25 protein-coding genes are annotated in these 25655 nt (G+C 56.8%); 14 read left to right on the top strand and 11 right to left on the bottom strand.

Going from position 1 to position 25655, the window contains the following annotated elements; all coding sequences use genetic code 11:
- Positions 1-11: 11 nt before the first annotated feature.
- Positions 12-1322 carry an MFS transporter gene (locus NKJ21_RS01635; protein ID WP_032735354.1) on the bottom strand — a complete coding sequence of 437 codons (1311 nt, stop codon included), beginning with the start codon at positions 1320-1322 and terminating at the stop codon, positions 12-14.
- A 128-nt stretch (positions 1323-1450) separates the two neighbouring features.
- On the opposite strand from NKJ21_RS01635, the gene NKJ21_RS01630 reads away from it, so the two are divergent.
- Positions 1451-2359: a LysR family transcriptional regulator gene (locus NKJ21_RS01630; RefSeq protein WP_008807770.1), complete on the top strand. Its 909-nt coding sequence runs from the start codon at positions 1451-1453 to the stop codon at positions 2357-2359.
- A 43-nt stretch (positions 2360-2402) separates the two neighbouring features.
- Here the strand turns inward: NKJ21_RS01630 and NKJ21_RS01625 are convergent, their stop codons facing one another.
- Positions 2403-2861 carry a MarR family winged helix-turn-helix transcriptional regulator gene (locus NKJ21_RS01625; protein WP_032735353.1) on the bottom strand — a complete coding sequence of 153 codons (459 nt, stop codon included), beginning with the start codon at positions 2859-2861 and terminating at the stop codon, positions 2403-2405.
- A 74-nt stretch (positions 2862-2935) separates the two neighbouring features.
- Here NKJ21_RS01625 and NKJ21_RS01620 point away from each other — a divergent pair, with 74 nt between their 5' ends.
- The 3 genes from NKJ21_RS01620 (at position 2936) to ybiX (ending at position 7599) form a co-directional block, all read left to right on the top strand.
- Positions 2936-3883 carry a zinc-binding alcohol dehydrogenase family protein gene (locus tag NKJ21_RS01620; protein WP_032735352.1) on the top strand — a complete coding sequence of 316 codons (948 nt, stop codon included), beginning with the start codon at positions 2936-2938 and terminating at the stop codon, positions 3881-3883.
- A 704-nt stretch (positions 3884-4587) separates the two neighbouring features.
- Positions 4588-6873, top strand: a complete 2286-nt coding sequence (locus tag NKJ21_RS01615; protein WP_032754093.1) for a catecholate siderophore receptor Fiu — start codon at positions 4588-4590, stop codon at positions 6871-6873.
- A 48-nt stretch (positions 6874-6921) separates the two neighbouring features.
- Positions 6922-7599, top strand: coding sequence for a PKHD-type hydroxylase YbiX (gene ybiX, locus NKJ21_RS01610; protein ID WP_008807765.1), 678 nt, complete (start codon positions 6922-6924; stop codon positions 7597-7599).
- An 84-nt stretch (positions 7600-7683) separates the two neighbouring features.
- Here ybiX and ompW read toward each other — a convergent pair whose 3' ends face one another.
- The gene (gene ompW / locus NKJ21_RS01605) at positions 7684-8322 is read right to left on the bottom strand and encodes an outer membrane protein OmpW (RefSeq protein WP_012542066.1); all 639 of its coding nucleotides are present in this window, start codon (positions 8320-8322) and stop codon (positions 7684-7686) included.
- Positions 8323-8590: 268 nt separating this feature from the next.
- Here ompW and NKJ21_RS01600 point away from each other — a divergent pair, with 268 nt between their 5' ends.
- The 5 genes from NKJ21_RS01600 to yciA all read left to right on the top strand — a co-directional run bounded on the left by NKJ21_RS01600 (position 8591) and on the right by yciA (position 13320).
- Complete coding sequence (locus tag NKJ21_RS01600) at positions 8591-9004, top strand: YkgJ family cysteine cluster protein (RefSeq protein ID WP_032754088.1); 414 nt, start codon at positions 8591-8593, stop codon at positions 9002-9004.
- Between the two features lie 25 nt (positions 9005-9029).
- The gene (locus tag NKJ21_RS01595) at positions 9030-9773 is read left to right on the top strand and encodes a YciC family protein (protein ID WP_032754086.1); all 744 of its coding nucleotides are present in this window, start codon (positions 9030-9032) and stop codon (positions 9771-9773) included.
- Between the two features lie 54 nt (positions 9774-9827).
- Positions 9828-10367 carry a septation protein A gene (locus NKJ21_RS01590; RefSeq protein WP_008807761.1) on the top strand — a complete coding sequence of 180 codons (540 nt, stop codon included), beginning with the start codon at positions 9828-9830 and terminating at the stop codon, positions 10365-10367.
- Between the two features lie 271 nt (positions 10368-10638).
- Positions 10639-12822, top strand: coding sequence for a TonB-dependent siderophore receptor (locus tag NKJ21_RS01585; protein ID WP_032755624.1), 2184 nt, complete (start codon positions 10639-10641; stop codon positions 12820-12822).
- A gap of 99 nt (positions 12823-12921) precedes the next feature.
- Positions 12922-13320 (top strand): acyl-CoA thioester hydrolase YciA, encoded by a 399-nt coding sequence (gene yciA, locus NKJ21_RS01580; protein ID WP_008807759.1) that lies wholly within the window; start codon positions 12922-12924, stop codon positions 13318-13320.
- Positions 13321-13349: 29 nt separating this feature from the next.
- Here yciA and NKJ21_RS01575 read toward each other — a convergent pair whose 3' ends face one another.
- Positions 13350-13886, bottom strand: coding sequence for a YniB family protein (locus NKJ21_RS01575; protein ID WP_008807758.1), 537 nt, complete (start codon positions 13884-13886; stop codon positions 13350-13352).
- A gap of 188 nt (positions 13887-14074) precedes the next feature.
- On the opposite strand from NKJ21_RS01575, the gene hxpB reads away from it, so the two are divergent.
- The 4 genes from hxpB (at position 14075) to NKJ21_RS01555 (ending at position 17863) form a co-directional block, all read left to right on the top strand.
- Positions 14075-14743, top strand: a complete 669-nt coding sequence (gene hxpB / locus NKJ21_RS01570) for a hexitol phosphatase HxpB (RefSeq protein WP_012968454.1) — start codon at positions 14075-14077, stop codon at positions 14741-14743.
- 149 nt (positions 14744-14892) lie between these two features.
- Positions 14893-15654 (top strand): 2-dehydro-3-deoxy-D-gluconate 5-dehydrogenase KduD, encoded by a 762-nt coding sequence (kduD, locus tag NKJ21_RS01565; protein ID WP_032730134.1) that lies wholly within the window; start codon positions 14893-14895, stop codon positions 15652-15654.
- A 91-nt stretch (positions 15655-15745) separates the two neighbouring features.
- Positions 15746-16336 (top strand): metal-dependent hydrolase, encoded by a 591-nt coding sequence (locus tag NKJ21_RS01560; protein ID WP_002901611.1) that lies wholly within the window; start codon positions 15746-15748, stop codon positions 16334-16336.
- 135 nt (positions 16337-16471) lie between these two features.
- Positions 16472-17863: an L-cystine transporter gene (locus tag NKJ21_RS01555; protein ID WP_008807755.1), complete on the top strand. Its 1392-nt coding sequence runs from the start codon at positions 16472-16474 to the stop codon at positions 17861-17863.
- Positions 17864-17920: 57 nt separating this feature from the next.
- Here the strand turns inward: NKJ21_RS01555 and cedA are convergent, their stop codons facing one another.
- Positions 17921-18160, bottom strand: coding sequence for a cell division activator CedA (gene cedA / locus NKJ21_RS01550; protein ID WP_004151919.1), 240 nt, complete (start codon positions 18158-18160; stop codon positions 17921-17923).
- 205 nt (positions 18161-18365) lie between these two features.
- On the opposite strand from cedA, the gene katE reads away from it, so the two are divergent.
- Entirely contained in the window at positions 18366-20624 is a 2259-nt protein-coding gene (gene katE / locus NKJ21_RS01545; protein ID WP_023322420.1) for a catalase HPII, read from the top strand.
- 57 nt (positions 20625-20681) lie between these two features.
- Here the strand turns inward: katE and chbG are convergent, their stop codons facing one another.
- The 6 genes from chbG to NKJ21_RS01515 form a co-directional block, all read right to left on the bottom strand.
- Positions 20682-21440, bottom strand: coding sequence for a chitin disaccharide deacetylase (gene chbG, locus NKJ21_RS01540; RefSeq protein ID WP_012542072.1), 759 nt, complete (start codon positions 21438-21440; stop codon positions 20682-20684).
- A gap of 12 nt (positions 21441-21452) precedes the next feature.
- Positions 21453-22799, bottom strand: coding sequence for a 6-phospho-beta-glucosidase (locus tag NKJ21_RS01535; protein WP_032739635.1), 1347 nt, complete (start codon positions 22797-22799; stop codon positions 21453-21455).
- A 110-nt stretch (positions 22800-22909) separates the two neighbouring features.
- A complete protein-coding gene (chbR, locus tag NKJ21_RS01530) occupies positions 22910-23734 on the bottom strand; it encodes a transcriptional regulator ChbR (protein ID WP_012968458.1) in 825 nt (274 codons plus the stop codon).
- 27 nt (positions 23735-23761) lie between these two features.
- Positions 23762-24109 (bottom strand): PTS N,N'-diacetylchitobiose transporter subunit IIA, encoded by a 348-nt coding sequence (chbA, locus tag NKJ21_RS01525; protein WP_004140356.1) that lies wholly within the window; start codon positions 24107-24109, stop codon positions 23762-23764.
- Between the two features lie 53 nt (positions 24110-24162).
- The gene (gene chbC / locus NKJ21_RS01520; protein WP_008807749.1) at positions 24163-25521 is read right to left on the bottom strand and encodes a PTS N,N'-diacetylchitobiose transporter subunit IIC; all 1359 of its coding nucleotides are present in this window, start codon (positions 25519-25521) and stop codon (positions 24163-24165) included.
- An 11-nt stretch (positions 25522-25532) separates the two neighbouring features.
- Positions 25533-25649 (bottom strand): hypothetical protein, encoded by a 117-nt coding sequence (locus NKJ21_RS01515; protein WP_012542074.1) that lies wholly within the window; start codon positions 25647-25649, stop codon positions 25533-25535.
- Between the last annotated feature and the right edge of the window lie 6 nt (positions 25650-25655).

Below are 25655 nucleotides of genomic sequence, written 5' to 3'. Positions count from 1 at the left end.
TACTTCTCCAGTTAATGAGTATGAGGATGTGGAAGCTCTGCCGTCGGCGATTTGTTCGCTCTGGCAGAAAGAATCACGACCACGAGGGCCGAGAGCGCCAGCAATCCGGCGACAAAATACAGGCCCCAGCTGTAGCTACCGGTTTGCTCGCGGATCACGCCAATCATCATCGGGCCGACGAAACCACCGAGGTTGCCGATGGAGTTGATAGCGGCAATGCCAGCGGCCGCAGCCGGGCCGCTGAGGAACAGGGTTGGCATGCTCCACAGAGGGGGTTTTGATGCGCTAATCCCCACAGTGACCAGCGTTAAGGCAAGCATCACGGTAAACAATGTGCTGACATTACCGGCGTATATCAGCCCGCCAACCGCCAGCAGACAGGCGCCAATGACGTGCCAGCTGCGCTCTTTGGTTCGATCGGAATGACGCGCCCAGAGGATCATGGCGATGACGCCGATCACCGCCGGAAAGGCGTTCAGGAAACCAATCTCCAGCGAGGAAGCACCGAAACTGCGAATGATTTGCGGGGACCAGATGCCAAGCGTATACAGCCCGGCTGAGGTACCGAAATAGACCAGCGCCAGCGCCAGGACGCGTATATCCGCCAGTCCCCGCCATGCGCTGGAATGGCTCTGTTTTGCCGCCCGCGCCCGCTCCTCGTCTTGCATGGCGTTTTCCAGCCAGGCACGCTCTTGATCAGTCAGCCATTTGGCCTTGGCCGGACGATCCGTCAGGAAGAACAAAACCACAACACCGAGCACCAGCGCCGGGAAAGCTTCCAGTACAAACATCCACTGCCAGCCGGCGTAGCCGAGGAAGCCATGCATCTCGAGCAAAGCGGCCGAAACCGGCGATCCCAGTGCTGTCGACAGGGGGGCTGCGGCCATAAAGATGGCAGTGACCTGCGCACGCCTGGCGGCAGGAAACCAGTAGCTGAGATAGAGAATGATACCCGGGAAGAAACCGGCTTCCGCCACGCCGAGCAGAAAACGCAGAATGTAGAAGCTCGTCGTGCCCTGCACAAAAGCCATGCAGCCAGAGACGAACCCCCAGGTGATCATGACGCGGGCGATCCAGATGCGGGCGCCCACTTTATGAAGAATTAAGTTTGACGGTACCTCAAACAGAAAATAACCCAGGAAGAAAATGCCAGCGCCCAGACCAAAAACGGTGGGTGAAAATCCCAGATCCTGATTCATGGTCAGGGCGGCAAAGCCAATGTTGACGCGGTCAAGGAAGGCAATGAAGTACAGCAGCATGATGAAAGGAATAATGCGCAGGGTAACCTTACGCATCACCTTCTTTTCGAGGTCGTTTTTCATGACGGGATGCTCCATAGTGATGTAGGGTTGTTATCGTTTTGTAATAATCCCAGTATGAAGTTTTGAACCGCTTTATCATCGGCACGGCTTTATATAAATAATTTGTATAATCAGGTTTTGGTGAAAAAATGGATATAAATCAGCTACGTTGCTTTGTGGTATTAGGTGATGAGCTTCACTTTGGCCGGGCTGCCCGTAAACTCGAAATGATGCCTGCGTCACTGAGTCGCTTTATTAAGCTACTGGAAGATGATTTGGGGATCAGGCTACTGAATCGATCGACCCGCAACGTGTCGCTAACACCTGAAGGCGCCGCCTTTTTAAATGAGGCCAAAACGGTCATTGCTGATTTCGATGCGCTACGGCAGCGATTCCGGAAAAATAGCCTGTTGCAGAAAAGAACGTTGCGGATCGGGGCTATCGACAGCGCAGCCAAAGGATTACTTCCTGAATTGCTTAATCTTTTCGTCAGGCGTTTTCCTGAAGCAGATATTCATCTTACAGAAGATAAATCTCACAAACTTATCCCCCGACTCATTTCAGGGTGGCTGGATGTGGTTTTTGTGCGCCCGCCGGAACACATTGATGCCATGCTGACTACGCGATTTATCGCCAATGAAACTTGCGTGCTCGCCGTGCCCACTAACCACCGGCTGGTCAGTTATGATGAAGTCAGTATCGATGACTTTCGGTACGAGCCTGTTATCTTGCCGGAAAGACGCACCCGGCGTCACAGCCATGACCTGACAATGAATATTTTCAAGGAAGGTGGCAGCATGCCTGTTATCGCGCAGTATGCTGAAGAGAAGCAGACTATCCTGAGTTTTGTTGCCGCAGGACTCGGCATTGCTCTGGTGCCTGCATCCTATAAAGACATGAATGCGGACGGCGTGAAATACCTTGCGCTCACGCCCAAAAAACATATCGAAGGCCTTCCCCTCAGCGCGATGTGGCATCAGGGAAATAACAATATCTATGTACGATCCCTGCTGGAGATACTTTCCGACAACATCGACGAGCTGACCCGTGATTTGTGACGAACAAGATGATTGTTGCGCCAGGGCGGCAGCACGCGAGAATTTAGCTCGGTTGCTGCAAACTGTCGGCGTATTTGCGCGTTAAGCGAAACAGCGCCTGCACTTCATCTTCCGGCCACTGCGCCAGCACCTGATTCATTAACCGCCGCCGCGCTACCGCAATACTGTTGATCATCTGTTTTCCGCTGGCGCTAAGCGTCACTTCGCTGATCCGTCGGTCATGATGGTTAGGTTGCTTACAGGCGAGCCCCTGGGCTTCCAGTTTTTTTACCTGGCGGCTGACGGTGGTGTAATCGCGCCCTAAATGATCCGCCAGCTCAACAACCCCCACCGGGCCATGGCGCCCTACCGCCACCAGCAGCGGAAACAGCATCTGTTCCAGCTGGACGCCAGCCGCCTGGAGGATCTGCTCGTCGCGCAGCGGCTGGTTCATCACGCTGATGATATCCAGTAGCGCGCCGTGAAAGTCGGTAATGTCGTAGTCATTATGTGCATCTTGCATATATTAATTTTCCGCGTATAGTGCTGCAAAACAATATGTGTATTTTACACATAATTCCCGACAGGAGATAATTTATGAAAGCAGCCGTGGTTTTTGACCTCGCAGAAGGCCCGGTTTGGGCCGATTTTATCGACCCGCAGCCCGCGCCCGGCCAGACGCTCATTGACGTCCGCGCCGCCGCGCTGAGCCATGTGGTTAAGGCCCGCGCATCCGGACGCCATTACAGCTTCGACGGCAATCTGCCCTTTGTGCCCGGTATCGATGGCGTCGGCACCACACCTCAGGGCCAGCGCGTCTATTTCGCCTTCCCCACCGCCCCCTTCGGCAGTATGGCGCAGCAGGCGCCGGTTGCCCTGCAGAGTTGCCTGCCGGTGCCGGATGCGCTCGATGATGTTAGCGCCGCGGCGATGGCCAATCCCGGCATGTCCGCGTGGGCGTCTCTGGTGACTCGCGCCCAGCTCCAGGCCGGTGAAACGGTGCTGATTAACGGCGCCACCGGCAGCGCCGGTCAGCTGGCGGTGCAGATTGCCCGCTATCTGGGGGCGAAAAAAATCATTGCAACCGGACGGAATGCGCAGACGCTGGCGGCGCTGGACGCCGATGAGTGTATTCAGTTAACCGCTGATGATAAAACATTGAGCGGGCAATTTTCAGCGACCAGCGCCGCGCAGATTGACGTGGTCATCGATTACCTGTGGGGACACAGCGCGGAAGTGTTATTGCCGGCCCTGGCGAAATATACCCCAGCCGGCAGACCGGTGCGCTATGTGCAGGTGGGGTCCCTGGCTGGCGCCGATATCGCGTTAAATGGCGCAGTTCTGCGTTCCGCACCGCTCGTGCTGATGGGCAGCGGTATCGGTAGCCTGTCGATGCCGCAGCTGCTGGCGGCGACAGGTGAAATGCTGCAGGCGGCGGTGCCGGGTAAATTCACCATCGCCACCACCCCGCGGCCGCTGCAGGAGATCGCGGCGGCCTGGCCGCGGGACGACAGTCAGAAGCGTACGGTTTTCACCCTCGGATAAAAAATCGCTTCCGCACAAAAGATGGGGTTGATATCTTAAATGAGAAATATTATCTTTCTCATTACTGAATGGTTGAGTAAATAACTCAGGTATTCAGTACGACATTGCTCACATTGCTTCCAGTATTTTTGCCCGCACTTGTGCGGGCTTTTTTTTTACTGGCGACACACACCTCACGCACCAGTTGCCGCAGCCAGCAGTGGCCCGGCGCTTGCTCCAGGCGACATACGGCGCGGCATTGTTCTCCGTCACGCGGCGGGAGAACGCTCGCTGGTCGTCCCCCCAATAACGCGGTCGCGGAACAGTGCCTGCAGAGGGATCGGTGGGCCGCTATTTTTCATTACACCAATTTCCAGAACGGCGTTCTCCTCGCGCAGAAGGAGGGCATCTTTTATGCCAAAAACCACGAAGCGCCGGGTTAGCCCTGGCGCCTGTCACCTCGCGGCGCGGCCTGTCACCGGCCTCTTCCAGCCGCTCTTTTGCTTCATCCCCGCCCTTTTCGTTCAAAATTTATGAACTATGTAAATCGCGATGAAGAAATATGTTTAAACGTCAACATTTCTATGTAAATATTAAGGCGAATGATAACTATTCTTTTTATCATTTATAGAATCACACCGGGTCAGCGCAAGCCAGACGACGAAAAACGTCGCTTTTGCGCGGTGTGGTATGTGCTCATAACAAAAAATAAGCCTGCATTTATCATGGAAAAAAACGCTTCTCTGCCGTTTGGCAGTTTCAACTCATTGGCATTGTTTACGGGTCTGTGTCTGGGGGCCTCACCGGCAACGGGCATCGCAGCGGAAAAATCAGTCAAAAATAGTGAAGAGACGCTGGTGGTGGAAGCCACTCCGCCCTCACTCTACTCTCCCGGCGCCTCCGCCGATCCCAAGTTCAATAAACCGCTGGTCGATACCACCCGCACCATCACCGTGATCCCGGAACAGGTGATTAAAGATCAGGGCGTCACCAACCTGACTGACGCCCTCAAAAACGTCCCCGGCGTCGGGGCGTTTTATGCCGGCGAGAATGGCAGTTCAACCACCGGGGATGCCATCTACATGCGCGGCGTGGATACCTCTAACAGCATCTATGTGGACGGCATCCGCGACATCGGCAGTGTGACGCGCGATACCTTCAATACCCAGCAGGTGGAAGTCATCAAAGGACCCGCCGGCACGGACTATGGCCGCAGCGCGCCCTCCGGATCGATCAATATGATCAGCAAGCAGCCGCGCCTTGACTCCGGGATCGACGGTTCGGCCAGCATCGGCAGCGCCTGGTCGCGTCGGGGAACGCTCGACCTGAACCAGGCGTTTAGCGACAACGCCGCGTTCCGTCTGAACCTGATGGGGGAAAAAACTCATGACGCCGGTCGGGACCACATTGAAAACGAACGCTATGGCATCGCGCCATCGCTGGCCTTCGGACTCGATACCCCAACTCGTCTGTATCTGAACTATCTGCATGTCCGGCAGAACAACACCCCGGATGGCGGGATCCCCACCGTCGGCCTGCCGGGCTATTCGGCACCTTCGCCGAAATATGCCGCGCTCAATTCCGCCGGGAAGGTGGATACCAACAATTTCTATGGCACCGACTCCGATTATGATAAATCCACCACCGACAGCGGCACCCTGCGCTTCGAACACGATCTGACGGACAATACCACCGTGCGCAATACCACCCGTTGGTCGCGGGTGAAACAGGAGTATCTTTTGACCGCGGTGATGGGGGGCGCGAGCAATATCACCGCCCCCGATATCAATGACGTCAACACCTGGAGCTGGTCGCGTCTGGTTAATACCAAAGATGTCAGCAACCGCATTCTGACCAACCAGACCAATATCACCTCGACCTTCAATACCGGCTCGATAGGCCATGACGTCAGCGCCGGCGTGGAGTTTACCCGGGAAAACCAGACCAACTATGGCGTTAACGCCATGACCGCGCCGGCGGTGAATCTCTACCATCCGGTGAGCAACCTGTCGATTGGCGGGCTGGACAGAAACGGAGCGAATGCCAACGGCCAGACTGATACCTTCGGGATTTATGCCTTCGATACGCTGACGCTGACCGAACGGATTGAGGTCAACGGCGGGCTACGTCTCGACAATTATCATACTAAATATGACAGCGCCACCGCCTGCGGCGGCAGCGGACGCGGGGCTATCGCCTGCCCGCCCGGCCAGTCGACGGGCAGCCCGGTCACCACCGTGGATACCGCCAAATCCGGCAATCTGGTTAACTGGAAAGCCGGGGCACTGTACCGCTTAACCGAGCAGGGCAATGTCTACGTCAACTACGCCATCTCACAGCAGCCGCCGGGGGGCAGCAGTTTCGCCCTGGCCGCCAGCGGTAGCGGCAACAGCGCCAACCGAACCGACTTTAAGCCACAGAAGGCGAAATCCAGCGAGCTGGGCACCAAGTGGCAAATCTTCGACAACCGTCTGCTGCTCAACGCGGCGTTATTCCGTACCGATATTGAAAACGAAGTGGCCGCCAACGATGACGGAACCTGGTCGCAGTACGGCAAAAAGCGCGTGGAGGGGTATGAACTCTCCGCAACCGGAAACCTGACCCCGGACTGGACGATCATCGCCGGCTACACGCAGCAGCATGCGACAGTGACGGAGGGACAGAACGTAGCGCAGGATGGATCTTCCGCCCTGGCCTACACCCCGAAACATGCCTTTACGCTGTGGACGCAGTATCAGGCCACCAGCGATCTGTCCGTCGGCGGCGGTGTGCGCTATGTCGGAAGCCTGCGCCGGGGCAGCGATGGCGCGGTCGGTACCCCGGATCACACCGAGGGCTACTGGGTCGCCGACGCCAAACTGGGCTATCGGGTCAACAGCAACCTCGATCTGCAGCTCAATATGTACAACCTGTTTGATACCGATTACGTGGCCTCCATCAACAAGAGCGGCTATCGCTATCATCCGGGCGAACCCCGTACCTTTATGCTGACGGCGAACGTCCACTTCTGAGTCTGTGCGTGGGGCCGTTGCGCCCCACCTTTTAGAGAGAACACCGCGATGATGTATCACATTCCTGACGTGCTATCGGCAGACCAGGTGGCGGAATTTACCCGGCAGCTGGCGCAGGCCGAGTGGGTCGACGGACGGGTTACGGTGGGCAGCCAGGGGGCGGCCGTCAAACAGAACCAGCAGATCGATACCCGTACGCCGCTGTATGCCCGCCTGCAAGCCGCCGTGCTCGACGCGCTGCGCGGCCACCCGCAGTTTTTTTCCGCCGCGCTGCCGCGGACGATTTCCGCACCGTTGTTTAACCGCTATGGGCCAGGGGAGACCTACGGTTTTCATGTCGATGGCGCCGTTCGCCAGAACGGCGAGGCGGGCTGGATGCGCACTGACCTGTCAGCGACGCTGTTTCTTTGCGAGCCGGAGAGCTATGAGGGCGGTGAACTGGTGATTGAAGACACCTATGGCCAGCACCGGGTGAAGCTCCCGGCCGGGCATCTGGTGCTCTATCCCGCCAGCAGCCTGCACTGCGTCACCCCGGTCACCCGCGGCGTACGTCAGGCCTCTTTCCTGTGGATCCAGTCGATGGTCCGCGACGATAAGCAGCGCGCAATGCTTTACGACCTGGACCGTACCATCCAGTCTCTGAAGGCCCGCTTTGGCGACGGAGAAGAGGTCCTCTCCCTGCTCAACATGTATCACAACCTGCTGCGCCAGTGGACGGAAGTGTGATCCGCTATCGATGGCGAAGGCTTGCGGCAGACAGGTGTGACGTGACAATGAACTGGCCATCCGTTGGCCAGTTTTCAGCAGGATTTAAAATCGATAACCCGCGGAGAACATAAACACCCACGGATCCAGACGGGTGCTGACTTTCTGGTCCACGCCGCCGGCTTTGAATTTCACATCGGTATCGATATCCATGTACCACACCGACATATTCAGCAGCCAGTCACGGTTAATCAGATAATCGAGGCCGACCTGCCCCGCCGCGCCCCAGGAGTCCTTCAGGCTCAGATCGGAAAGCCCGGCCGCCTTGCCGGTATCGTTAAAGTCTTCATTAAAGAAGGTGGTGTAGTTAATACCCGCCCCCACGTACGGGCGCACCTTGCTTTGCGCATCGCCAAAGTACCACTGCGCCATCAGGGTGGGTGGCAACTGATGGACGGTGGCGATAGTCCCGGTTGGCCCGGTGCCGACCTTATGGCGGAACGGCGTTGCCGCCAGCAGCTCCACGCCGATGTTATCGGTGGCCATATAGGTAAAGGTTAAACCCAGTTGGGTGTTGTTACTGACGTTGAAACTGCCAAGGCTGCCTAACACATTGTCAGAGCCCTCCGTCGGTCGGACGGTGGCGGTCCCGGCACGAATGAAAAATTCACCCGCTTCATGCGCCCAGACGCTGCCGGTGGAAAGCGTGCTAAGAATTAATGCCGCCGCTGCTAACTTCTTCATATCCACTTCCTCATTATGGTTTTTCAGCGCGGCCAAATATACCTATAACGAGTTACGTTTGATCTGTTTTAGATCACACTAAAACCTTAGATTTAACATTTATTGATCCAGATTAATTTTTGCTACCGATCGAAACACCCTGAATCCTTCTCACATCAATTTTCACTTTCCGTGAAAAAAATATTTCTCCCCCTCTTGCCGCCGCAAAAGCGGCTGGATAAGTTAACTGCCGACAATCTGTGTTGATGCGTTTTTTTCAGGTGTAATTATGAGTGAAATCAACCCGTGCATGACGTGCGGTGCCTGTTGTGCGTATTTTCGTGTCTCTTTCTACTGGGCGGAAGCCGACGACGCGGGTGGCCTGGTGCCTTCCGCGCTGACCGAGCCGCTGACCCCTTTCCTGCGCTGCATGAGCGGCACCAACCAGCGCCAGAGCCGCTGCGCGGCGCTGTCAGGCGACATCGGTGACGCCGTCCACTGCACTATTTATGAAAACCGTCCCTCACCGTGCCGCGAATTCGCCATGTCCGGTGAGAATGGTGAGGAAAATGACGCCTGCAACCGGGCGCGGGCGCGCTATGGCCTACCGCCATTGCGGCCTCTTTACAAAGATATACCTGCCCTGAATGGTGCAGAGAGTGCTACGACGGAACGATTTGCGGTACAATCGCCGGCTAGTTAACACCTGCGACACTCAAGGAGAATGCATGTCTATCACGGCGAAGTCCGTCTACCGTGACACCGGGAATTTTTTTCGTAATCAGTTCATTACCATTTTGCTGATTGCGCTGTTGTGCGCGTTTATTACGGTAGTACTTGGCCATGCCTTTTCACCCAGTGACGAGCAGCTGTCGATACTCAGCGAAGGCGATAACCTCGCCGGTAGCGCCGGGCTGTTTGAGCTGGTGCAGAACATGACGCCGGAGCAGCAGCAGGTTCTGCTGCGCGCCTCGGCGGCATCAACCTTCTCGGGTCTGGTGGGCAATGCGATCCTCGCCGGCGGCGTTCTGCTGCTGATCCAGCTGGTCTCCGCCGGTCATCGCGTTAGCGCCCTGCGTGCCATCGGCGCCTCAGCCTCGGTGCTGCCGAAGCTGCTGCTGTTGATCCTCTTCACTACCTTCCTGGTGCAGATGGGGATGATGCTGGTCCTGGTGCCCGGCGTGCTGCTGGCCATCGTGCTGGCCTTTGCGCCGATCATGCTGGTGCAGGACAAAATGGGTATCCTCAGCGCCATGCGCAGCAGCATGCGTCTGGCGTGGGCCAATCTGCGGCTGGTGGCGCCGGCTATCATTGGCTGGCTGGTGGCAAAAACCCTGCTGTTACTGTTCGCTTCCAGCTTTGCTGTCCTGACGCCAAACGTCGGCGCGGTGGTCATCAATACCATCAGCAACCTGATATCCGCCCTGTTGCTGATCTATTTATTCCGCGTGTATATGCTTATCCGCAACTAATCTTAACCAGGATCGGGGTCTTCCCCGGTCCGTCCTGAAAGACGGGATCGATGTATGAAGCAGTTTCTGGATTTTTTACCGCTGGTGGTCTTCTTTGCCTTCTATAAGCTTTACGATATCTACGCCGCCACCACCGCGCTGATCGTCGCGACCGCTATCGTGCTGATCTACAGCTGGGTACGCTACCGTAAAGTCGAAAAAATGGCGCTGATCACCTTTGTGCTGGTGGCCGTCTTCGGCGGGTTAACTCTCTTCTTCCACAATGATGAGTTTATTAAATGGAAGGTGACGGTGATCTATGCCCTGTTCGCTGGCGCGCTGCTGTTCAGCCAGTGGGTGATGAAAAAGCCGTTGATCCAGCGCATGCTGGGCAAAGAGCTGGCCCTGCCTCAGCAGGTCTGGTCGCGGCTTAACCTGGCCTGGGCGGTGTTCTTTATCCTTTGCGGGCTGGCCAATATCTATATCGCCTTCTGGCTGCCGCAGAATATCTGGGTGAACTTCAAGGTCTTTGGCTTAACCGCCCTCACGCTGGTCTTTACCCTGCTGAGCGGGATCTACATCTACCGCCATATGCCGCAGGACGACCACCACTAACTCCTCCACCGGCGCGCTATCGCGCGCCGCGCGCGCCCCCTATAATCTCACTGCGCTGGCAAACATTCCCTGCAACCACACAACCTCAGCGCATACGCTGACAGCTTCCTGGCCACACTGTGCAGGCTCTCTTCACGATTTCTCTCAACTGCATAAAAAGTTGCGGTAATTGTGAGGATTTTATGGAGATTCATCTCATTACATTGTAATGATAATGGTTATCATTAATATTCTCGATCTCATTTTGCATTGCTTTAAAAAGGATATTTACATGAGATCGCCGCAATATTCTGTCCCCACGACCCTGGCGCTGGTCATATCCAGTCTCCTCGCTCCTAACGCCTTTGCTGAAGAATCAGAACAAGATACCGAAACGATGATTGTGCGCAGTACGGCGGAAGAGGTGCTTAAGCAACAGCCCGGGGTGTCGATTATCACGGCAGATGATATTGCTAAGCAGCCGCCGGTCAACGATCTCTCAGACATCATCCGTAAAATGCCCGGGGTGAACTTGATCGGCAACAGCGCCAGCGGCAGTCGGGGCAACAACCGCCAGATTGATATCCGCGGCATGGGGCCGGAGAACACCCTGATCCTGATAGATGGGGTACCGGTCACGTCACGTAACGCGGTTCGCTATAGCTGGCGCGGTGAACGCGATACCCGGGGCGACAGCAACTGGGTACCTGCAGAGATGGTCGAACGGATTGAAGTTCTCCGCGGTCCGGCAGCCGCGCGCTATGGTTCCGGCGCGGCGGGCGGAGTGGTCAATATCATTACCAAACGCCCGACCAACAACTGGCACGGTTCGCTGTCTTTCTTTACCAACCAGCCGGAAAACAACAAGGAAGGCACGACCAATCGCGCTAACTTCAATCTCAGCGGCCCACTGGCCGGGGAAGCGCTGACGATGCGCCTGTATGGCAATATCAATAAAACGGAACCCGACGCCTGGGATATTAACCATGCGCAAAACGGCTCTTACGCTGCGGGGCGCGAAGGGGTACGCAATAAAGATATTAACGCCTTGCTGTCATGGAAAATGACCCCGCAACAGATCCTCGATTTCAGCTACGCCTATAGTCGCCAGGGGAATATCTATGCTGGTGATACCCAGTACAGCAACGGCAATCTTAGCCCGAACGGGCTGGTGGACTCCCTGTACGGCCACGAAACTAATCGCCTCTATCGCCAGTCCTGGGGACTGACCTACAACGGTCTATGGGATTGGGGCCAGTCCAAAGCCGGTGTTTACTACGAGAAAACCAACAATACCCGCCTGCAGGAAGGCTCCACCGGCCGCGTCGAGGGCATGATCAACAGTGAGGATTATGCCACCAGCCGTCTGGAATCCTGGCGTACTACCTCGGAATTCAATGTGCCTTTCTTCTGGCTGGCGGACCAGACGCTGACGCTGGGAATGGAATGGAACCATGATCAGCTCGACGACCCGGCATCAATGCAGGCCACTAACAGCAACGGCGAGACTATCCCTGGGACCTCGGGCGACCCTACGCAACGTAGTACCAAAAACAGCGCCACCCTCACCGGTATCTATCTGGAAGATAATATCGAAGCCGTGCCTGGCACCAACCTGATCCCCGGCATCCGCTTCGATTATCATAATCAGTTTGGCAGCAACTGGAGCCCAAGCCTCAATCTGTCTCAGGCGCTGAGCGATATGTTCACGCTGAAGGCCGGTATCGCGCGCGTGTTTAAAGCGCCTAACCTCTATCAATCCAGTGAAGGCTATTTGCTCTCCACCCGCGGCAACGGTTGTCCGAACACTATCGCTGAAGGCAGCTGCTATCTGCTGGGCAACCCTGACCTCGATCCGGAGATCAGTATTAACAAAGAGATCGGTATCGAATTCAACCTTAATGGTTACGCTGCCGGAGTCACCTGGTTTCGCAACGATTACAAAAACAAAATCGTCTCCGGAACAGAGGTACTGGGCTATACCTCCAGCGGCAATAATATTTTGCAGTGGCAGAACGGCGGCAAAGCCGTGGTCGAGGGGCTGGAAGGAAATCTGCTGATCCCGGTGCTGAGAGATGTCCTCAGCTGGCGGACCAATGCCACCTGGATGCTCAAATCTGAAAGTAAAGAGACTGGCAACCCGCTGTCGGTTATCCCGAAATATACCGTTAACACGATGCTCGACTGGCAGGTAAACGACGCCCTGTCTGCGAATGTGAACTGGACGCTTTATGGCCGTCAGAAGCCGCGTCAGTATGCGGAGATCCGCAACGAAACCGGGACCCTTGCCACCACCGAGGTTGGCGCCTATTCCATCGTGGGTATTGGTACTCAGTATCAGCTAAACCGGGATATTCGCCTGAATGCCGGAATAAGTAATCTATTTGATAAACAACTGTATCGCGAAAACGCCGGCGCCTCGACCTACAATGAGCCTGGCCGCGCGTATTATGCCGGCGTTACCCTCTCCTTCTGAAGTGCCGCGCCCGCCTCTGCGGGCGCTTTCCCCTATTCTCTCCGCCCCGTTTTCATAGTAGCATCCCGCTGATCGTCTTTGACCACAACAGAGTAGAGCATGACAACTACAGATCTTGCCCCGAAGGGCGAAATGGTTTTACGCACCCTGGCGATGCCGGCGGATACCAATGCCAACGGGGATATTTTTGGCGGCTGGCTGATGTCGCAGATGGATATCGGGGGCGCCATCATGGCCAAAGAGATCGCTCAGGGTCGCGTGGTGACCGTGCGCGTGGATGGGATGACCTTTTTACGCCCGGTGGCCGTCGGCGACGTGGTGTGCTGCTACGCCCGCTGCGTGAAGCGCGGCAACACCTCAGTGACGATTAACATCGAAGTGTGGGTGAAAAAAGTCTCTTCTGAACCGATTGGCCAGCGCTATAAGGCGACGGAAGCGCTGTTTATCTACGTTGCCGTCGATAATCAGGGTAAACCGCGGGCTCTGCCGGCAGAATAATATGGTGCCCGGCTAACCGGGCACCTGGCTTACAGAAAGCCCAGCAGCGAGAAGAAGAAGTAGCCGATAATAATCACGATCACCGGCAGCACATACAGCGGGAAATATTGCACCAGGATGGTATGGCGCGGTACCACGATCCGCTCAGCGAGCTGCTCACGGGATAACCCTTCTGCGCCTTTGGCCTGCTCGAGGATCAGCTGATCCTCAATCCCCTCGCGAAGAAATTTCGCCTGCCTCGCCATCCGCGCGCCGGAGGCCTGCAGCGCCATGCCGACAAAAACCAGAATGAAGATGATCCAGAAGCCGATGTTCAGGCTGTGGTGGAAATCCGGCAGCGGCGAGTTGTACCAGAAAAAGTTCAGGAACGGCGTGTTAAAGCGCATCATCTCAATCATGACATGCGCAAAATCCATCATTACCGCGTCAATGCCGGGTTTCTTTTCACTGTGCTCATACATAAATTTGAGGACAGAAATCAGCGTCGACAGCACGGCGGGAATAAAGATGACCCATCCCAAAATGCGTTTGATAACCGCTATGCGTCCAGCTTGTTGGTACGTCATGAGTTCCCCTTGTTAAAGACGCGTTGGTGATTCGCCTGCCGCCTGTTGCGTGGCGCAGGCGCTCCTCGCTGACCCGAATGTGTCGGGTATAAGTCTATCTTCCACGGCGAATTTCGCCCAATAACGCGCGGTATGATATACCATGAATGCCGATTCGTTTATCTGATTACGCAACAGGAGAAGGACATATGTCAGCGAAGCGCCGCATTGAGGCCGCGATTTTTGATATGGACGGGTTGCTGATTGACTCTGAGCCGCTCTGGGATCAGGCGGAGGTCGAGGTCATGGAAAGCCTGGGGGTGGATACCCGCCGCCGCGATGAACTGCCCGACCTGCTTGGTCTGCGAATCGACCTTGTGGTGGATCTGTGGTATGCCCAGCAGCCGTGGCACGGCGTCGATCGCGCAGAAGCCACCGCGCGCATTATCCGCCGGGCCATCGAGCTGGTGGAAGCCTCACGCCCGCTGCTACCGGGCGTACGCGAGGCGGTGGCCCTGTGTAAAGCGCAGGGCTTGAAGGTGGGCCTGGCCTCGGCCTCGCCGCTGGTGATGCTGGAGAAAGTGCTCAACATGTTCGAACTGCGTGACCAGTTTGATGCGCTCGCCTCCGCGGAACATCTGCCCTGGAGCAAACCGCACCCGCAGGTATACCTCAACTGCGCCGCTGCCCTGGGAGTCGACCCGCAGCGCTGCGTCGCGCTGGAGGATTCGGTCAACGGCATGATCGCCAGCAAAGCCGCGCGCATGCGCGCTATCGTGGTACCGGAAGCGGAGAACAGCCGCGACCCGCGCTTCGTGCTGGCGGACGTCAAGCTCCCGTCACTGCAGGCCCTGACCGCCGAAGCCCTGCTCGGGTAAGGCCGCTGGCGGGTGACGCGATCGCTGTCACGCCGCCGGCAATAAAACCAAAACACTGTTTCATTTTAATTGTAATTTTGTTTTCCTGCCTCTATGCTGGTCACAGGTGGCGTCATCGTACGCCTGAAGATCAGCTGACAGAGGTGAATATGGTACTGAACGCCTTCGACCTGACGGGTAAGGTCGCCATCGTGACCGGTTGCGATACCGGACTGGGACAGGGAATGACGCTGGGCCTGGCGCAGGCCGGGTGCGATATCGTCGGCATCAACCGTAAAATTCCCCATGACACGGCAGCACAGGTTCAGGCGCTGGGTCGCCGCTTTCATGCCATTCAGGCGGATCTTAGCCTTCAGGATGAGATGAGCGTGCTGGTCGACCAGGCGGTCGCGGCGATGGGTCGGGTCGATATTCTGGTCAATAACGCCGGGATTATCCGCCGCCATGATGCCCTGACCTTCACGGAAAGCGACTGGGACGCGGTGATCGATCTGAATCTAAAAGCGGTTTTCTTTCTCAGCCAGGCGGTCGCCAGGCAGTTCATTCGCCAGGGCGATGGCGGCAAAATCATTAACATCGCCTCGATGCTCTCGTTTCAGGGTGGGATCCGCGTCCCCTCCTACACCGCCTCGAAAAGCGGCGTGCTGGGTTTGACCCGTCTGCTGGCCAACGAATGGGCCGGCCAACGCATCAACGTCAACGCCATTGCGCCAGGATATATGGCCACCAATAACACCCAGGCGCTGCGCGAAGATGAAGAACGTAACCAGGCGATCCTCGAGCGCATTCCCGCCGGTCGCTGGGGAGAACCCAAAGACCTGCAGGGGCCGGTGGTGTTTCTCGCCTCGGCCGCCGCCGACTATATTAACGGCTATACCCTGGCCGTCGATGGCGGGTGGCTGGCACGCTGAGAATTTGTGACAAAGAGTTACACCGTCACCTCTTCCGTACACTGTATAAAAACCCTATACTGTATGAATCGACAGTTTAGGGTGTGTTATCATGACGGCGGAAGGCCATCTCTTCTTTTCAATCGCCTGCGCAGTATTTGCCAAAAACGCAGAGTTAACGCCGGTGCTGGCGCAGGGCGACTGGTGGCATATTGTGCCCTCTGCGGTATTGACCTGCCTGCTGCCGGATATCGATCACCCTAAGTCGTTTCTCGGCCAGCGGCTGAGCTGGATCTCAAAGCCCGTGGCGCGGGCCTTTGGCCACCGCGGCTTTACCCACAGCCTGCTGGCCGTCTTTGGCGCGCTGACGCTGTTCTATCTGAAAGTGCCTGACAGCTGGATTGTCCCGGCGGACGCCCTCCAGGGGCTGGTGCTGGGCTATCTCAGCCACATCCTCGCCGATATGCTCACCCCCGCCGGGGTGCCGCTGCTGTGGCCCTGCCGCTGGCGCTTCCGGCTGCCGATCCTCGCGCCGCGCAAGGGTAACCAACTGGAGCGCGCTTTATGCATGGCGCTGTTCGTCTATGCCGTCTGGATGCCGCAGACGCTGGCGGACAACAGCGCAATACGCTGGTCTTCCGGAGTGATCAATTCCCTGCAAATCACCTTCAATCGCTTCATTAGTCATCAGAGTGGCCGATAAACCGCCGGAAAACACCATTTGGTTATAACCCATTCCATTTGAATATAAGTCCTTGATAACGCCTTCTGCTAACCTTGCCGTCATAAGAGCTGGTTATCCACCAGCCCAGGTTATAAAAATATCAGGAGAACGGGGATGAACTTTCCATTAATAGCGAACGTAGTCGTGTTCGCCGTATTACTGTTTGCGCTGGGGCAAACTCGCCATAAACAGTGGAGCCTGGCCAGGAAAGTGCTGGTTGGTCTGGCCATTGGTGTGGTCTTTGGTCTGGCGCTGCAGCTGATCTACGGTTCTGACAGCCAGGTGCTGAAGGATTCCATCCAGTGGTTCAATATCGTCGGTAATGGCTATGTCCAGCTGCTGCAAATGATTGTGATGCCGCTGGTCTTCGCCTCGATCCTGAGCGCGGTGGCCAGGCTGCATAATGCCTCTCAGCTGGGAAAAATCAGCTTCCTGAGCATCGGCACTCTGCTGTTCACCACGCTTATCGCTGCGCTGGTTGGCGTGCTGGTGACCAATATGTTCGGCCTCACCGCCGAGGGTCTGGTTCAGGGCAGCGCAGAAACAGCCCGTCTGAACGCCATCCAGAGCAACTATGTGGGAAAAGTGGCCGATCTCAGCGTACCGCAGCTGATCCTTTCCTTTGTGCCGAAGAACCCGTTTGCTGACCTGACCGGGGCTAACCCGACCTCCATCATCAGTATCGTCATTTTCTCGGCATTCCTCGGCGTGGCAGCGCTTAAGCTGCTGAAAGAGGATGTGGAAAAAGGCCAGCGCGTGCTGACGGCCATCGATACCCTGCAGGGCTGGGTGATGAAGCTGGTTCGTCTGGTGATGCAGCTGACCCCTTACGGCGTACTGGCCCTGATGACCAAAGTGGTTGCCGGGTCGAATCTGCAGGACATCATCAAACTTGGCGGCTTCGTGGTAGCTTCGTACATTGCGCTGGGCATTATGTTTGTCGTCCACGGCCTGCTGCTGGCGATTAACGGCATCAGCCCGCTGAAGTACTTCCGTAAAGTCTGGCCGGTGATCACCTTCGCCTTCACCAGCCGCTCCAGCGCCGCGTCGATTCCGCTGAACGTGGAAGCGCAGACCCGTCGTCTCGGCGTACCGGAGTCGATTGCCAGCTTCTCCGCCTCCTTTGGCGCCACCATCGGCCAGAACGGCTGCGCCGGCATCTACCCGGCCATGCTGGCAGTCATGGTCGCGCCGACCGTGGGCATTAACCCGCTGGATCCGATGTGGATTGCCACCCTCGTGGGCATCGTCACCGTCAGCTCGGCGGGCGTCGCCGGGGTGGGCGGCGGGGCCACCTTCGCCGCGCTAATCGTTCTGCCGGCGATGGGCCTGCCGGTGACCCTGGTAGCGCTGCTGATCTCCGTCGAACCGCTGATCGACATGGGGCGTACCGCACTGAACGTTAACGGCTCAATGACCGCCGGGACCCTGACCAGCCAGTGGCTGCGCCAGACCGACAAGTCGATTTTCGATAGCGAAGAAGAGGCCGAGCTGGCGCATCGCTAAACGGTAAGCACAAAAAAACCGCTGATTATCAGCGGTTTTTTTATTTCTGCAGCAGACTCAGGCTTCAATCTCACCTTCCTGACGCACCTGGTTAGCCCAGCGCTGGGCCGACTCCGGCACGCTGAACGCTGGCGAGCGGCGAAAATGCTCCCCCATCAGCAGAAAGGCGACATACTTCCCGCGCAAAATCCAGACATCGCGAAAATGGTCCATTTTCACGGCATGTTCCGGAGGCGCAGGCTCCACGCGCGGCACGTAGCTAATGACAGGGCGATTTTGTTGGCGCAATGGTTTCATAACAAATGGATTCACTAAACAGAGCGGGAAACAGAAACCTCTATCATAGCCGATTGTGGGCCCGTTCGTCGCCCCCCTGCCGCCGATGCGCATTTTAGGATAACTCCCTGCCCCTGCGCCGAGCGCAGGCAGCGTAATGTTCTATAGTTAGAAGGGTTTTGGTTTATCAACGACCACTTTTAGCAATGAAAGCAGGAGACGAGTAATGTCTGATAAGCACCCAAACCCTCACCACCAGCAGGCACCGGTCCACGACAGCGAGGAAGCGAAACCGGGGCTCGACTCGCTGGCGCCGGATGACCAGGAGTGGCGCCCCACGCCGAAACCCACCGCCCCAGGCGCCGAACCGACCGCCCCTGGTAGCCTGAAAGCACCGGAAACCCACAGCAGCAAACTTGACGCCCTGGAGCCGCAGCGTAAAGGCGGAGAAGACTATCCGCTGACCACCAACCAGGGCGTACGTATTGCCGACGATCAGAATTCGCTGCGCGCCGGCGCCCGCGGCCCAACGCTGCTGGAAGATTTTATTCTGCGGGAGAAGATTACCCACTTTGACCATGAGCGAATTCCGGAGCGTATCGTTCATGCCCGCGGCTCTGCCGCCCACGGTTACTTCCAGCCCTACAAAAGCCTGACAGCGTTGACCAAAGCCGATTTTCTCTCGGCAGCCGATAAGATCACCCCGGTCTTTGTGCGCTTCTCCACCGTGCAGGGCGGCGCGGGGTCGGCGGACACCGTCCGCGATATTCGCGGCTTCGCTACCAAGTTTTACACTGACGAAGGGATTTTTGACCTGGTCGGCAACAACACACCGGTCTTCTTCATCCAGGACGCGATGAAGTTCCCCGACTTTGTCCACGCCGTGAAGCCTGAGCCTCACTGGGCCATCCCGCAGGGACAGAGCGCCCACGATACTTTCTGGGACTATGTCTCCCTGCAACCGGAAACGCTGCACAATGTGATGTGGGCGATGTCGGATCGCGGCATCCCGCGCAGCTATCGCACCATGGAAGGCTTTGGGATCCACACTTTCCGTCTGATCAACGCCGAGGGCAAAGCCACCTTCGTTCGCTTCCACTGGAAACCCGTCGCCGGCAAGGCGTCGCTGGTGTGGGATGAAGCGCAGAAGCTGACCGGTCGCGACCCCGATTTTCATCGCCGCGACCTGTGGGAGGCCATCGAAGCCGGGGACTACCCGGAATTTGAGCTTGGCCTGCAGCTCATCCCCGAGGAGAACGAGTTTGATTTTGACTTCGATCTGCTCGATCCCACCAAGCTGATCCCCGAGGCGCTGGTGCCGGTCTTACGGGTTGGCAAGATGGTCCTCAACCGCAATCCGGACAACTTCTTTGCCGAAAACGAACAGGCGGCCTTTCATCCCGGGCATATCGTACCGGGCATTGATTTCAGCAACGATCCGCTGCTGCAGGGGCGCCTCTTCTCTTACACCGACACGCAAATTAGCCGCCTGGGTGGGCCGAACTTCCATGAAATCCCCATCAACCGTCCAACCTGCCCGTATCACAATTTCCAGCGCGACGGGATGCACCGGATGGACATTGACACCAATCCGGCCAACTATGAGCCCAACTCCATTAACGACAACTGGCCGCGCGAGACGCCGCCAGCGGCCAAACGCGGCGGCTTTGAGTCCCTCGCCGAGCGCGTCGACGGCGAAAAAATCCGCCAGCGCAGCCCTTCGTTCGGCGAATATTACGCCCAGCCGCGTCTGTTCTGGCTGAGCCAGACGCCGATTGAGCAGCAGCATATTATCGATGGTTTCAGCTTTGAACTCAGCAAAGTGGTCCGCACCTGGATCCGCGAGCGGGTGGTCGATCATCTGGCCCACATTGATACTAAGCTGGCGGAAGCGGTCGGGGCGAACTTAGGTATCGAACTGAGCGACGATCAGCGTAACATTACCCTGCCTTCCCCGGTCAACGGCGTGGAGAAAGACCCCAGCCTCAGCCTCTACGCCGACGCCGAAGGGGATGTGAAAGGCCGTGTAGTGGCCGTCCTGCTCAACGAACGCACCTCGGCGCAGGATCTGGTCCATCTCCTGCAGGCACTGCAGGCCCAGGGCGTGCACAGCAAGCTGCTCTACTCGCGGATGGGCGAAGTCATCGCCGACGATGGCTCTCCCCTGCCGATCGCCGGCACCTTCGCCGGTTCCCCATCGCTGACGGTGGATGCGGTAGTGGTGCCTGGCGGCGACCTCAGCGCCCTGAGCCAGAGCGGCGACGCGCGCTATTACCTGCTGGAAGCCTATAAGCATCTGAAGCCGATCCTGCTGGCAGGGGATGCGCGACAGCTGACGTCCGTTCTGCAGGTCCCAGCCCAGGGTGAAGAGGGGGTCATCGTCACCGATGCTCTCGACACGCCAGCGGCGGACACACTGCTCGCCCTGATGACGGCGCATCGCGTGTGGTCGAGAAGTCCAAAAATCGCCGCTATTCCGGCGTAGTAAAAAGCCCGGCACACGGTGCCGGGCTTGATTCACTTTCCCTTTCCCCCATCGGGCTTACACGTCGCGGTAGGTTCCCAGACGATAACCCCGGTCGGCTACCGCCGCTTTCAGCGCGGCAGACGTCAGCACATCAAGCTCACCCAGCCGCGGGTAGCAGTAGGCGCTGCCCATAATGGTCTGATCGACAAAAGCCGGATGACACATCACCTCCAGGGAACGCTCCCCGCGGGCGATTGAGGCATCCAGCGTCTGCAGAAACAGTTCCTCAGAGACAGCTTCGCCGTAAAACTCGCTGCTGAAGCCTGCGCTGCTGCGCGCCGCCTGTTGATCGAGCCCACTCTGCGCCGCCACCTGGCGGTCAATACGTAACGCGATACCCTTCTCGCGGGCAAAGGCCGCCACGATGGGATAGATCGGGGCGATCATATGCACATGGTGGTGGCTGTCGAGATGCGTCGGCTCATGACCGAAGAGATCGACAAAACGACGGTACTGACACGCCAGCTCGTGGGCGATCTCCTCCAGCGGCAGGCGACCTTCTTCTGCCTGCTGCCAGATCCATTTGCCCAGCCGGCCTTCGCGGGTTAATCCCGGCATGGCCGACAGCGGCTCGCCCAGCGTAAGCACAAAGTGCATGCCGACCGCCAGCTCCGGGGTACTGCGGCTTAGCTGGGCGGCGTGGTCAATGGCCGCGCCGTTGACCAGCGCCGTGGTCGATGTCACCACGCCGTTGCGGCAGGCCTCGATAATGCCGTAGTTCTGCCCTTTACTGAGGCCGAAGTCGTCGGCATTGACGATCAATACGCGTTCCATTGGCCGCTCCTGTTAAGATTTCAGTTTTTCGATAGTCGCCGCAAAGTTCGGCAGCCATTTCTCATGGGCCAGAATCATCTCCCGCGCCAGCTGCTCGGCGTCACGATCGGAATGGATCAGCGGGCTTAAGTTCAGCGCCAGCAGCACGTCATTCAACTCGCCGCTGATCGCCGCCTGGCTGGCCGCCACTTCGAACCCCTTGATGGTGTAGATAAGCCCCAGTACCTTCTCATCGAAATGGGTGATGCGCGGCGTCGGCTTCGCGCCGTCGCGACCTAAGGTGCAGCTCATCTCGACCGCCCAGTCCGCCGGGATATTATCCACGTGGCCATGATGCGGGATATTCACATAGTGCTCAGTCTGCTTGTCGTTATAGATAGCATTGATCACTTCGCAAGCGGCATCGGAGTAATAGGCGCCGCCGCGCTGCTCCAGCTCCTTCGGCTTAACCTTGAGATCTGGATTTTTATATAGCTCGAACAGCTGTTTCTCCACCTTCTGCACCACCTGGGCGCGCGCGCCGCCCTTATAGTACTCGCCCATCTCAATCGCCAGCATCTCTTTTGGCTTAAAGTAGTAGAGCAGATAGGAGCATGGGATCAGGCGCAGGGAGCGGATCAGCCCCTCGCTAAACGGCAGGTCGAAAATATTTTTCACCGAGTTCGCGGTCAGACGGCCAGAGGCCACGCCGTCCAGCAGTTCATCGAAGCGCGAGACGCCGTTAACCAGCACGTCGTGGACGAACACCAGATGATTCAGACCGAACAGGTCGATATTCAGCTCATCGCTCGGGCTGAGCTGCAGCACGTCGGTGATGAACATCTTCATGCCGATAGGAATGTTGCACACGCCGATAAAGCGTTTGAAACTGGTGTGGCGATAGACCGCCTCGGTGACCATGCCCGCCGGGTTGGTGAAGTTGATGATCCACGCGTCCGGGCAAATCTCCTGCACATCTTTTACGATATCGAAAATCACCGGGATGGTGCGCAGCCCTTTAAACAGCCCACCCGCCCCGTTGGTCTCCTGGCCCAGGTAGCCGTGGCTCAGCGGAATACGCTCATCTTTTTCACGCGCCTTCAGCTGGCCCACGCGCAGCTGGGTGGTGACAAAATCCGCGCCCTGCAGCGCCGCACGGCGATCCAGCGTTTTATAGACCTTCATCGGCACGCCGGCTTTTTCCACCATCCGCTCGCACAGCGCATGGATAATATCGAGCTTCTCCTGGCCCTCTTCCACATCCACCAGCCACAGTTCAGTGACCGGCAGTTCATGGTAACGTTTCAGAAAGCCTTCCAGTAATTCCGGGGTATAGCTGCTGCCGCCGCCAATAGTGACTACTTTTAATTTCTGGCTCATCTTTTTCTCCCTTGGGCGCTACGCCTGGACGCAGGCCGCTCTCCGCAACAATGCGGACAGTTAATTTGAATGATTTACGGTATAAACCTGGCGGCTAAAACCGCGCGGGTTTAATTAATACTGGTCAAATGTTTGCGATAACTGCTCGGCGTAAACGACGTCAGTTTTTTAAAGGTTTTAATAAACAGGCTCGGACTACTGTACCCGGATTCATACGCAATATCCGTCACCGAATAGTTGGTAATTTCCAGCTGCTTTTTGGCAAAGTTAATACGGATATCATTAATTATCTGCATCGGCGTTTTACCATAATAGCGCTGGGTCGCCCGGGTTAAATATTCCTGCGTTTTTCCCGAGAGACGAACCATATTCTCGAGCGCGCCCTCACCGAATTTCAGCTTATCGTGCATGGCCTCAACGGTATTTTTTAGCCATTGCGGAATAACATCGGCAACCGGCTCTTCGCGATAGTGGCGTAAACGGTTAATGACATAAAAGGAAACCAGCTCGATAAATTCGTCAAATTCCGTTTCGCGAAAATTGAGTGAGGCGATGACCGACTCAACGTAGCCGAGAAAAGCGCTCTGCACGGCGTAAACCTGGGAGGCCACCAGGCCAAACGGCAGCAGCGGCAGATAATGTTTCTCAAAGAAGCGTCTGCTGATGCCGACGTTAAGGATGCGCGTCGCCCCAAATTCGTAAAAGCTCTGGTGGTGCGACCCCATCGGGATAAAGACGAAATCCCCGCGCTCCAGCAGCACCCGTTTGCCATTGATCTCCTGGTAATAGCGCCCGGTTAATACCACGGTAAATTCGTAGTAATCATGCTGGTGAAGCCCGCTCACGCTTTCCGTTTTGTTATAGATGACCACATGAAAGTTCTTCCCGTTGAACAGCTGTTGTTCTCTGGCGGTACTGATCTCGGTGGTCATCATCCTGGGCTGCCTCATCGTCGCGATGGCCTATTGTACCTTCTCGTGCAGCTCAATCAATTCGGCGACCAGCTCACGGGCCAGCATCGAGGTCATCAGATGGTCCTGAGCATGCACCAGCACCAGGCTGACCTTCATTTTTCCTTCGCCTTCATCGCTTTCGATAAGCTGGGTCTGCACGCGATGCGCCTCGCTCAGCGCCTGGCGCGACTGCTCCATCATCGCTTTCGCCGCGGCAAAATCGCCCTGCTTCGCCTGCTTCAGCGCGCCATAGGCCAGGCTGCGGGCCTGTCCGGAGTTGATAATCAACCCCATCACCACCTCTTCGAGGTCATTTTCTGGGGTTTCTACCGCGTCGATGTTGTCCAGATCAAACATAATATTTCCCTCATTTATCAGGCGGTACGGGGCACTGCCCGTACCGCGCGGTATCAGAATTTCAGTGCGTTAGCGATGTCTTCTTCGCTCTCTTCCTGCTCGATGACGGTCTGCGCTTTATTCGACAGCACCACAAACGGCAGGTAGACCAGAGTCGCGACGCCAAGGTTGAACAGGGCTACCAGCAGGGCGGCCACGCTGCCGTTACTGTTAAAGAACGCTCCCAGACCGGTCGGCATGGTCCACGGCGCCAGGTTGGTCACCGGAGGGATAATCCCCAGGCTATAAGCCGCCAGCGTAATGGCTGCCAGAATCGGCTGGACCAGCACGAAGGGGATAAACATCACCGGGTTCATAATGATCGGCAGACCAAACAGAATCGGTTCGTTAATCTGGAAGATGCCTGACGGCAGTGCCAGCTTCGCCACCTGACGATGGTCAGCGCGACGGGAAGCGATAAAGATGGCGATAATCAGACCCAACGTTGCCCCGGAGCCACCCAGCAGGATATAGGAGTCGAGCATCGGCTTGGCCCAGAAGTGGAACTGTTTGCCTGCTTCGATAGCCGCATCAACCGAGCCGTACTGGTTGTACAGCGCGATGTTTTCCAGCGCCCACGGGGTCATGATGCCGTTATCCAGCGCCGTCAGCGCCAGGGAACCGTGCACACCGAAGAACCACAGCAGGGAGTTAAAGATAACGTATGCCCAGCCGACCACGCTGCCCATCGCCGCCAGCGGCGTGGAGATCGAGTCCATGATGATCTGGTGGAAGTTGCTGCCGTAGCTCGACAGGGCCCACGAGATAATGCCGAAGATAGAGAGGATCAAGAAGCCCGGGATCAGCGCGGAGAAAGAGCGCGATACTGACCCTGGCACGCTGTCCGGCAGTCTGATCACCCAGTTACGACGGATCACGAAGGTGAACAGTTCCGCGACCACCAGACCGATAATCATCCCGGAGATGATGTTCTGCCCGCCCAGCCAGTTGGCGCCCACCGCATAGGCTTCGCCCACGCTATAAGGGGTCACGGTCATGAAGGCCGCCACAGCCAGCAGGCCCGCGGCCATCGGGTCGACTTTGCGCTCTTCCGCCAGCGCGGAGCCGATAAAGAACGGCGCCATCAGCGACATAATGCCGAGGGTACCGTTATAGACGTTCCCGCCGATAGCCTTAAAGCCGTTTAAGGTTTCAATGGTGGAGGCATCCAGTCGAATGCCCATAGAATAAAAGAAAGAGCCTTCGCCGAAGCTCAGAAAAACGTTGTTAATTAATACAAACATGGCCCCGGCGAGGGTCAACGGCATTAACTTAATAAATCCGTTTTTAATCGCATTAATATGCGGCTGCTTTCCTATTTTCACTGCAAAAGGAAGGAGTACCTTTTCAAGCGAGTCGATCACTTTACTCATAGTCAATACCCTTAAAAGCCGCAATAAACTATTACGGCGATGATGTATGAAATTACTCTTTGACGGGAAAATAAACTCTTTATTTTTTGACGTCCGGCAACAGGGTGCCGCCAGGCGTCAAAATACATCGAGTT

Origin of the sequence: Klebsiella sp. SWET4, from assembly GCF_024296565.1 — a bacterium.
Classification (GTDB): Bacteria; Pseudomonadota; Gammaproteobacteria; order Enterobacterales; family Enterobacteriaceae; genus Klebsiella; species Klebsiella variicola.
This window is presented reverse-complemented; position numbering and strand designations above follow the sequence as displayed.

Bases quoted from the DNA above. Each gene is read 5' to 3' on its own strand.
- kduD (WP_032730134.1), top strand. From the start codon at position 14,893: ATGGTACTGAACGCCTTCGACCTGACGGGTAAGGTCGCCATCGTGACC.
- NKJ21_RS01555 (WP_008807755.1), top strand. From the start codon at position 16,472: ATGAACTTTCCATTAATAGCGAACGTAGTCGTGTTCGCCGTATTACTG.
- NKJ21_RS01515 (WP_012542074.1), bottom strand. From the start codon at position 25,649: ATGTATTTTGACGCCTGGCGGCACCCTGTTGCCGGACGTCAAAAAATA.
- NKJ21_RS01615 (WP_032754093.1), top strand. From the start codon at position 4,588: ATGGAAAAAAACGCTTCTCTGCCGTTTGGCAGTTTCAACTCATTGGCA.
- ybiX (WP_008807765.1), top strand. From the start codon at position 6,922: ATGATGTATCACATTCCTGACGTGCTATCGGCAGACCAGGTGGCGGAA.
- hxpB (WP_012968454.1), top strand. From the start codon at position 14,075: ATGTCAGCGAAGCGCCGCATTGAGGCCGCGATTTTTGATATGGACGGG.
- NKJ21_RS01595 (WP_032754086.1), top strand. From the start codon at position 9,030: ATGTCTATCACGGCGAAGTCCGTCTACCGTGACACCGGGAATTTTTTT.
- ompW (WP_012542066.1), bottom strand. From the start codon at position 8,322: ATGAAGAAGTTAGCAGCGGCGGCATTAATTCTTAGCACGCTTTCCACC.
- katE (WP_023322420.1), top strand. From the start codon at position 18,366: ATGTCTGATAAGCACCCAAACCCTCACCACCAGCAGGCACCGGTCCAC.
- NKJ21_RS01585 (WP_032755624.1), top strand. From the start codon at position 10,639: ATGAGATCGCCGCAATATTCTGTCCCCACGACCCTGGCGCTGGTCATA.
- NKJ21_RS01625 (WP_032735353.1), bottom strand. From the start codon at position 2,861: ATGCAAGATGCACATAATGACTACGACATTACCGACTTTCACGGCGCG.
- yciA (WP_008807759.1), top strand. From the start codon at position 12,922: ATGACAACTACAGATCTTGCCCCGAAGGGCGAAATGGTTTTACGCACC.
- NKJ21_RS01535 (WP_032739635.1), bottom strand. From the start codon at position 22,799: ATGAGCCAGAAATTAAAAGTAGTCACTATTGGCGGCGGCAGCAGCTAT.
- NKJ21_RS01620 (WP_032735352.1), top strand. From the start codon at position 2,936: ATGAAAGCAGCCGTGGTTTTTGACCTCGCAGAAGGCCCGGTTTGGGCC.
- chbC (WP_008807749.1), bottom strand. From the start codon at position 25,521: ATGAGTAAAGTGATCGACTCGCTTGAAAAGGTACTCCTTCCTTTTGCA.
- chbA (WP_004140356.1), bottom strand. From the start codon at position 24,109: ATGTTTGATCTGGACAACATCGACGCGGTAGAAACCCCAGAAAATGAC.
- NKJ21_RS01635 (WP_032735354.1), bottom strand. From the start codon at position 1,322: ATGAAAAACGACCTCGAAAAGAAGGTGATGCGTAAGGTTACCCTGCGC.
- NKJ21_RS01630 (WP_008807770.1), top strand. From the start codon at position 1,451: ATGGATATAAATCAGCTACGTTGCTTTGTGGTATTAGGTGATGAGCTT.
- NKJ21_RS01575 (WP_008807758.1), bottom strand. From the start codon at position 13,886: ATGACGTACCAACAAGCTGGACGCATAGCGGTTATCAAACGCATTTTG.
- NKJ21_RS01600 (WP_032754088.1), top strand. From the start codon at position 8,591: ATGAGTGAAATCAACCCGTGCATGACGTGCGGTGCCTGTTGTGCGTAT.
- cedA (WP_004151919.1), bottom strand. From the start codon at position 18,160: ATGAAACCATTGCGCCAACAAAATCGCCCTGTCATTAGCTACGTGCCG.
- NKJ21_RS01590 (WP_008807761.1), top strand. From the start codon at position 9,828: ATGAAGCAGTTTCTGGATTTTTTACCGCTGGTGGTCTTCTTTGCCTTC.
- chbR (WP_012968458.1), bottom strand. From the start codon at position 23,734: ATGATGACCACCGAGATCAGTACCGCCAGAGAACAACAGCTGTTCAAC.
- NKJ21_RS01560 (WP_002901611.1), top strand. From the start codon at position 15,746: ATGACGGCGGAAGGCCATCTCTTCTTTTCAATCGCCTGCGCAGTATTT.
- chbG (WP_012542072.1), bottom strand. From the start codon at position 21,440: ATGGAACGCGTATTGATCGTCAATGCCGACGACTTCGGCCTCAGTAAA.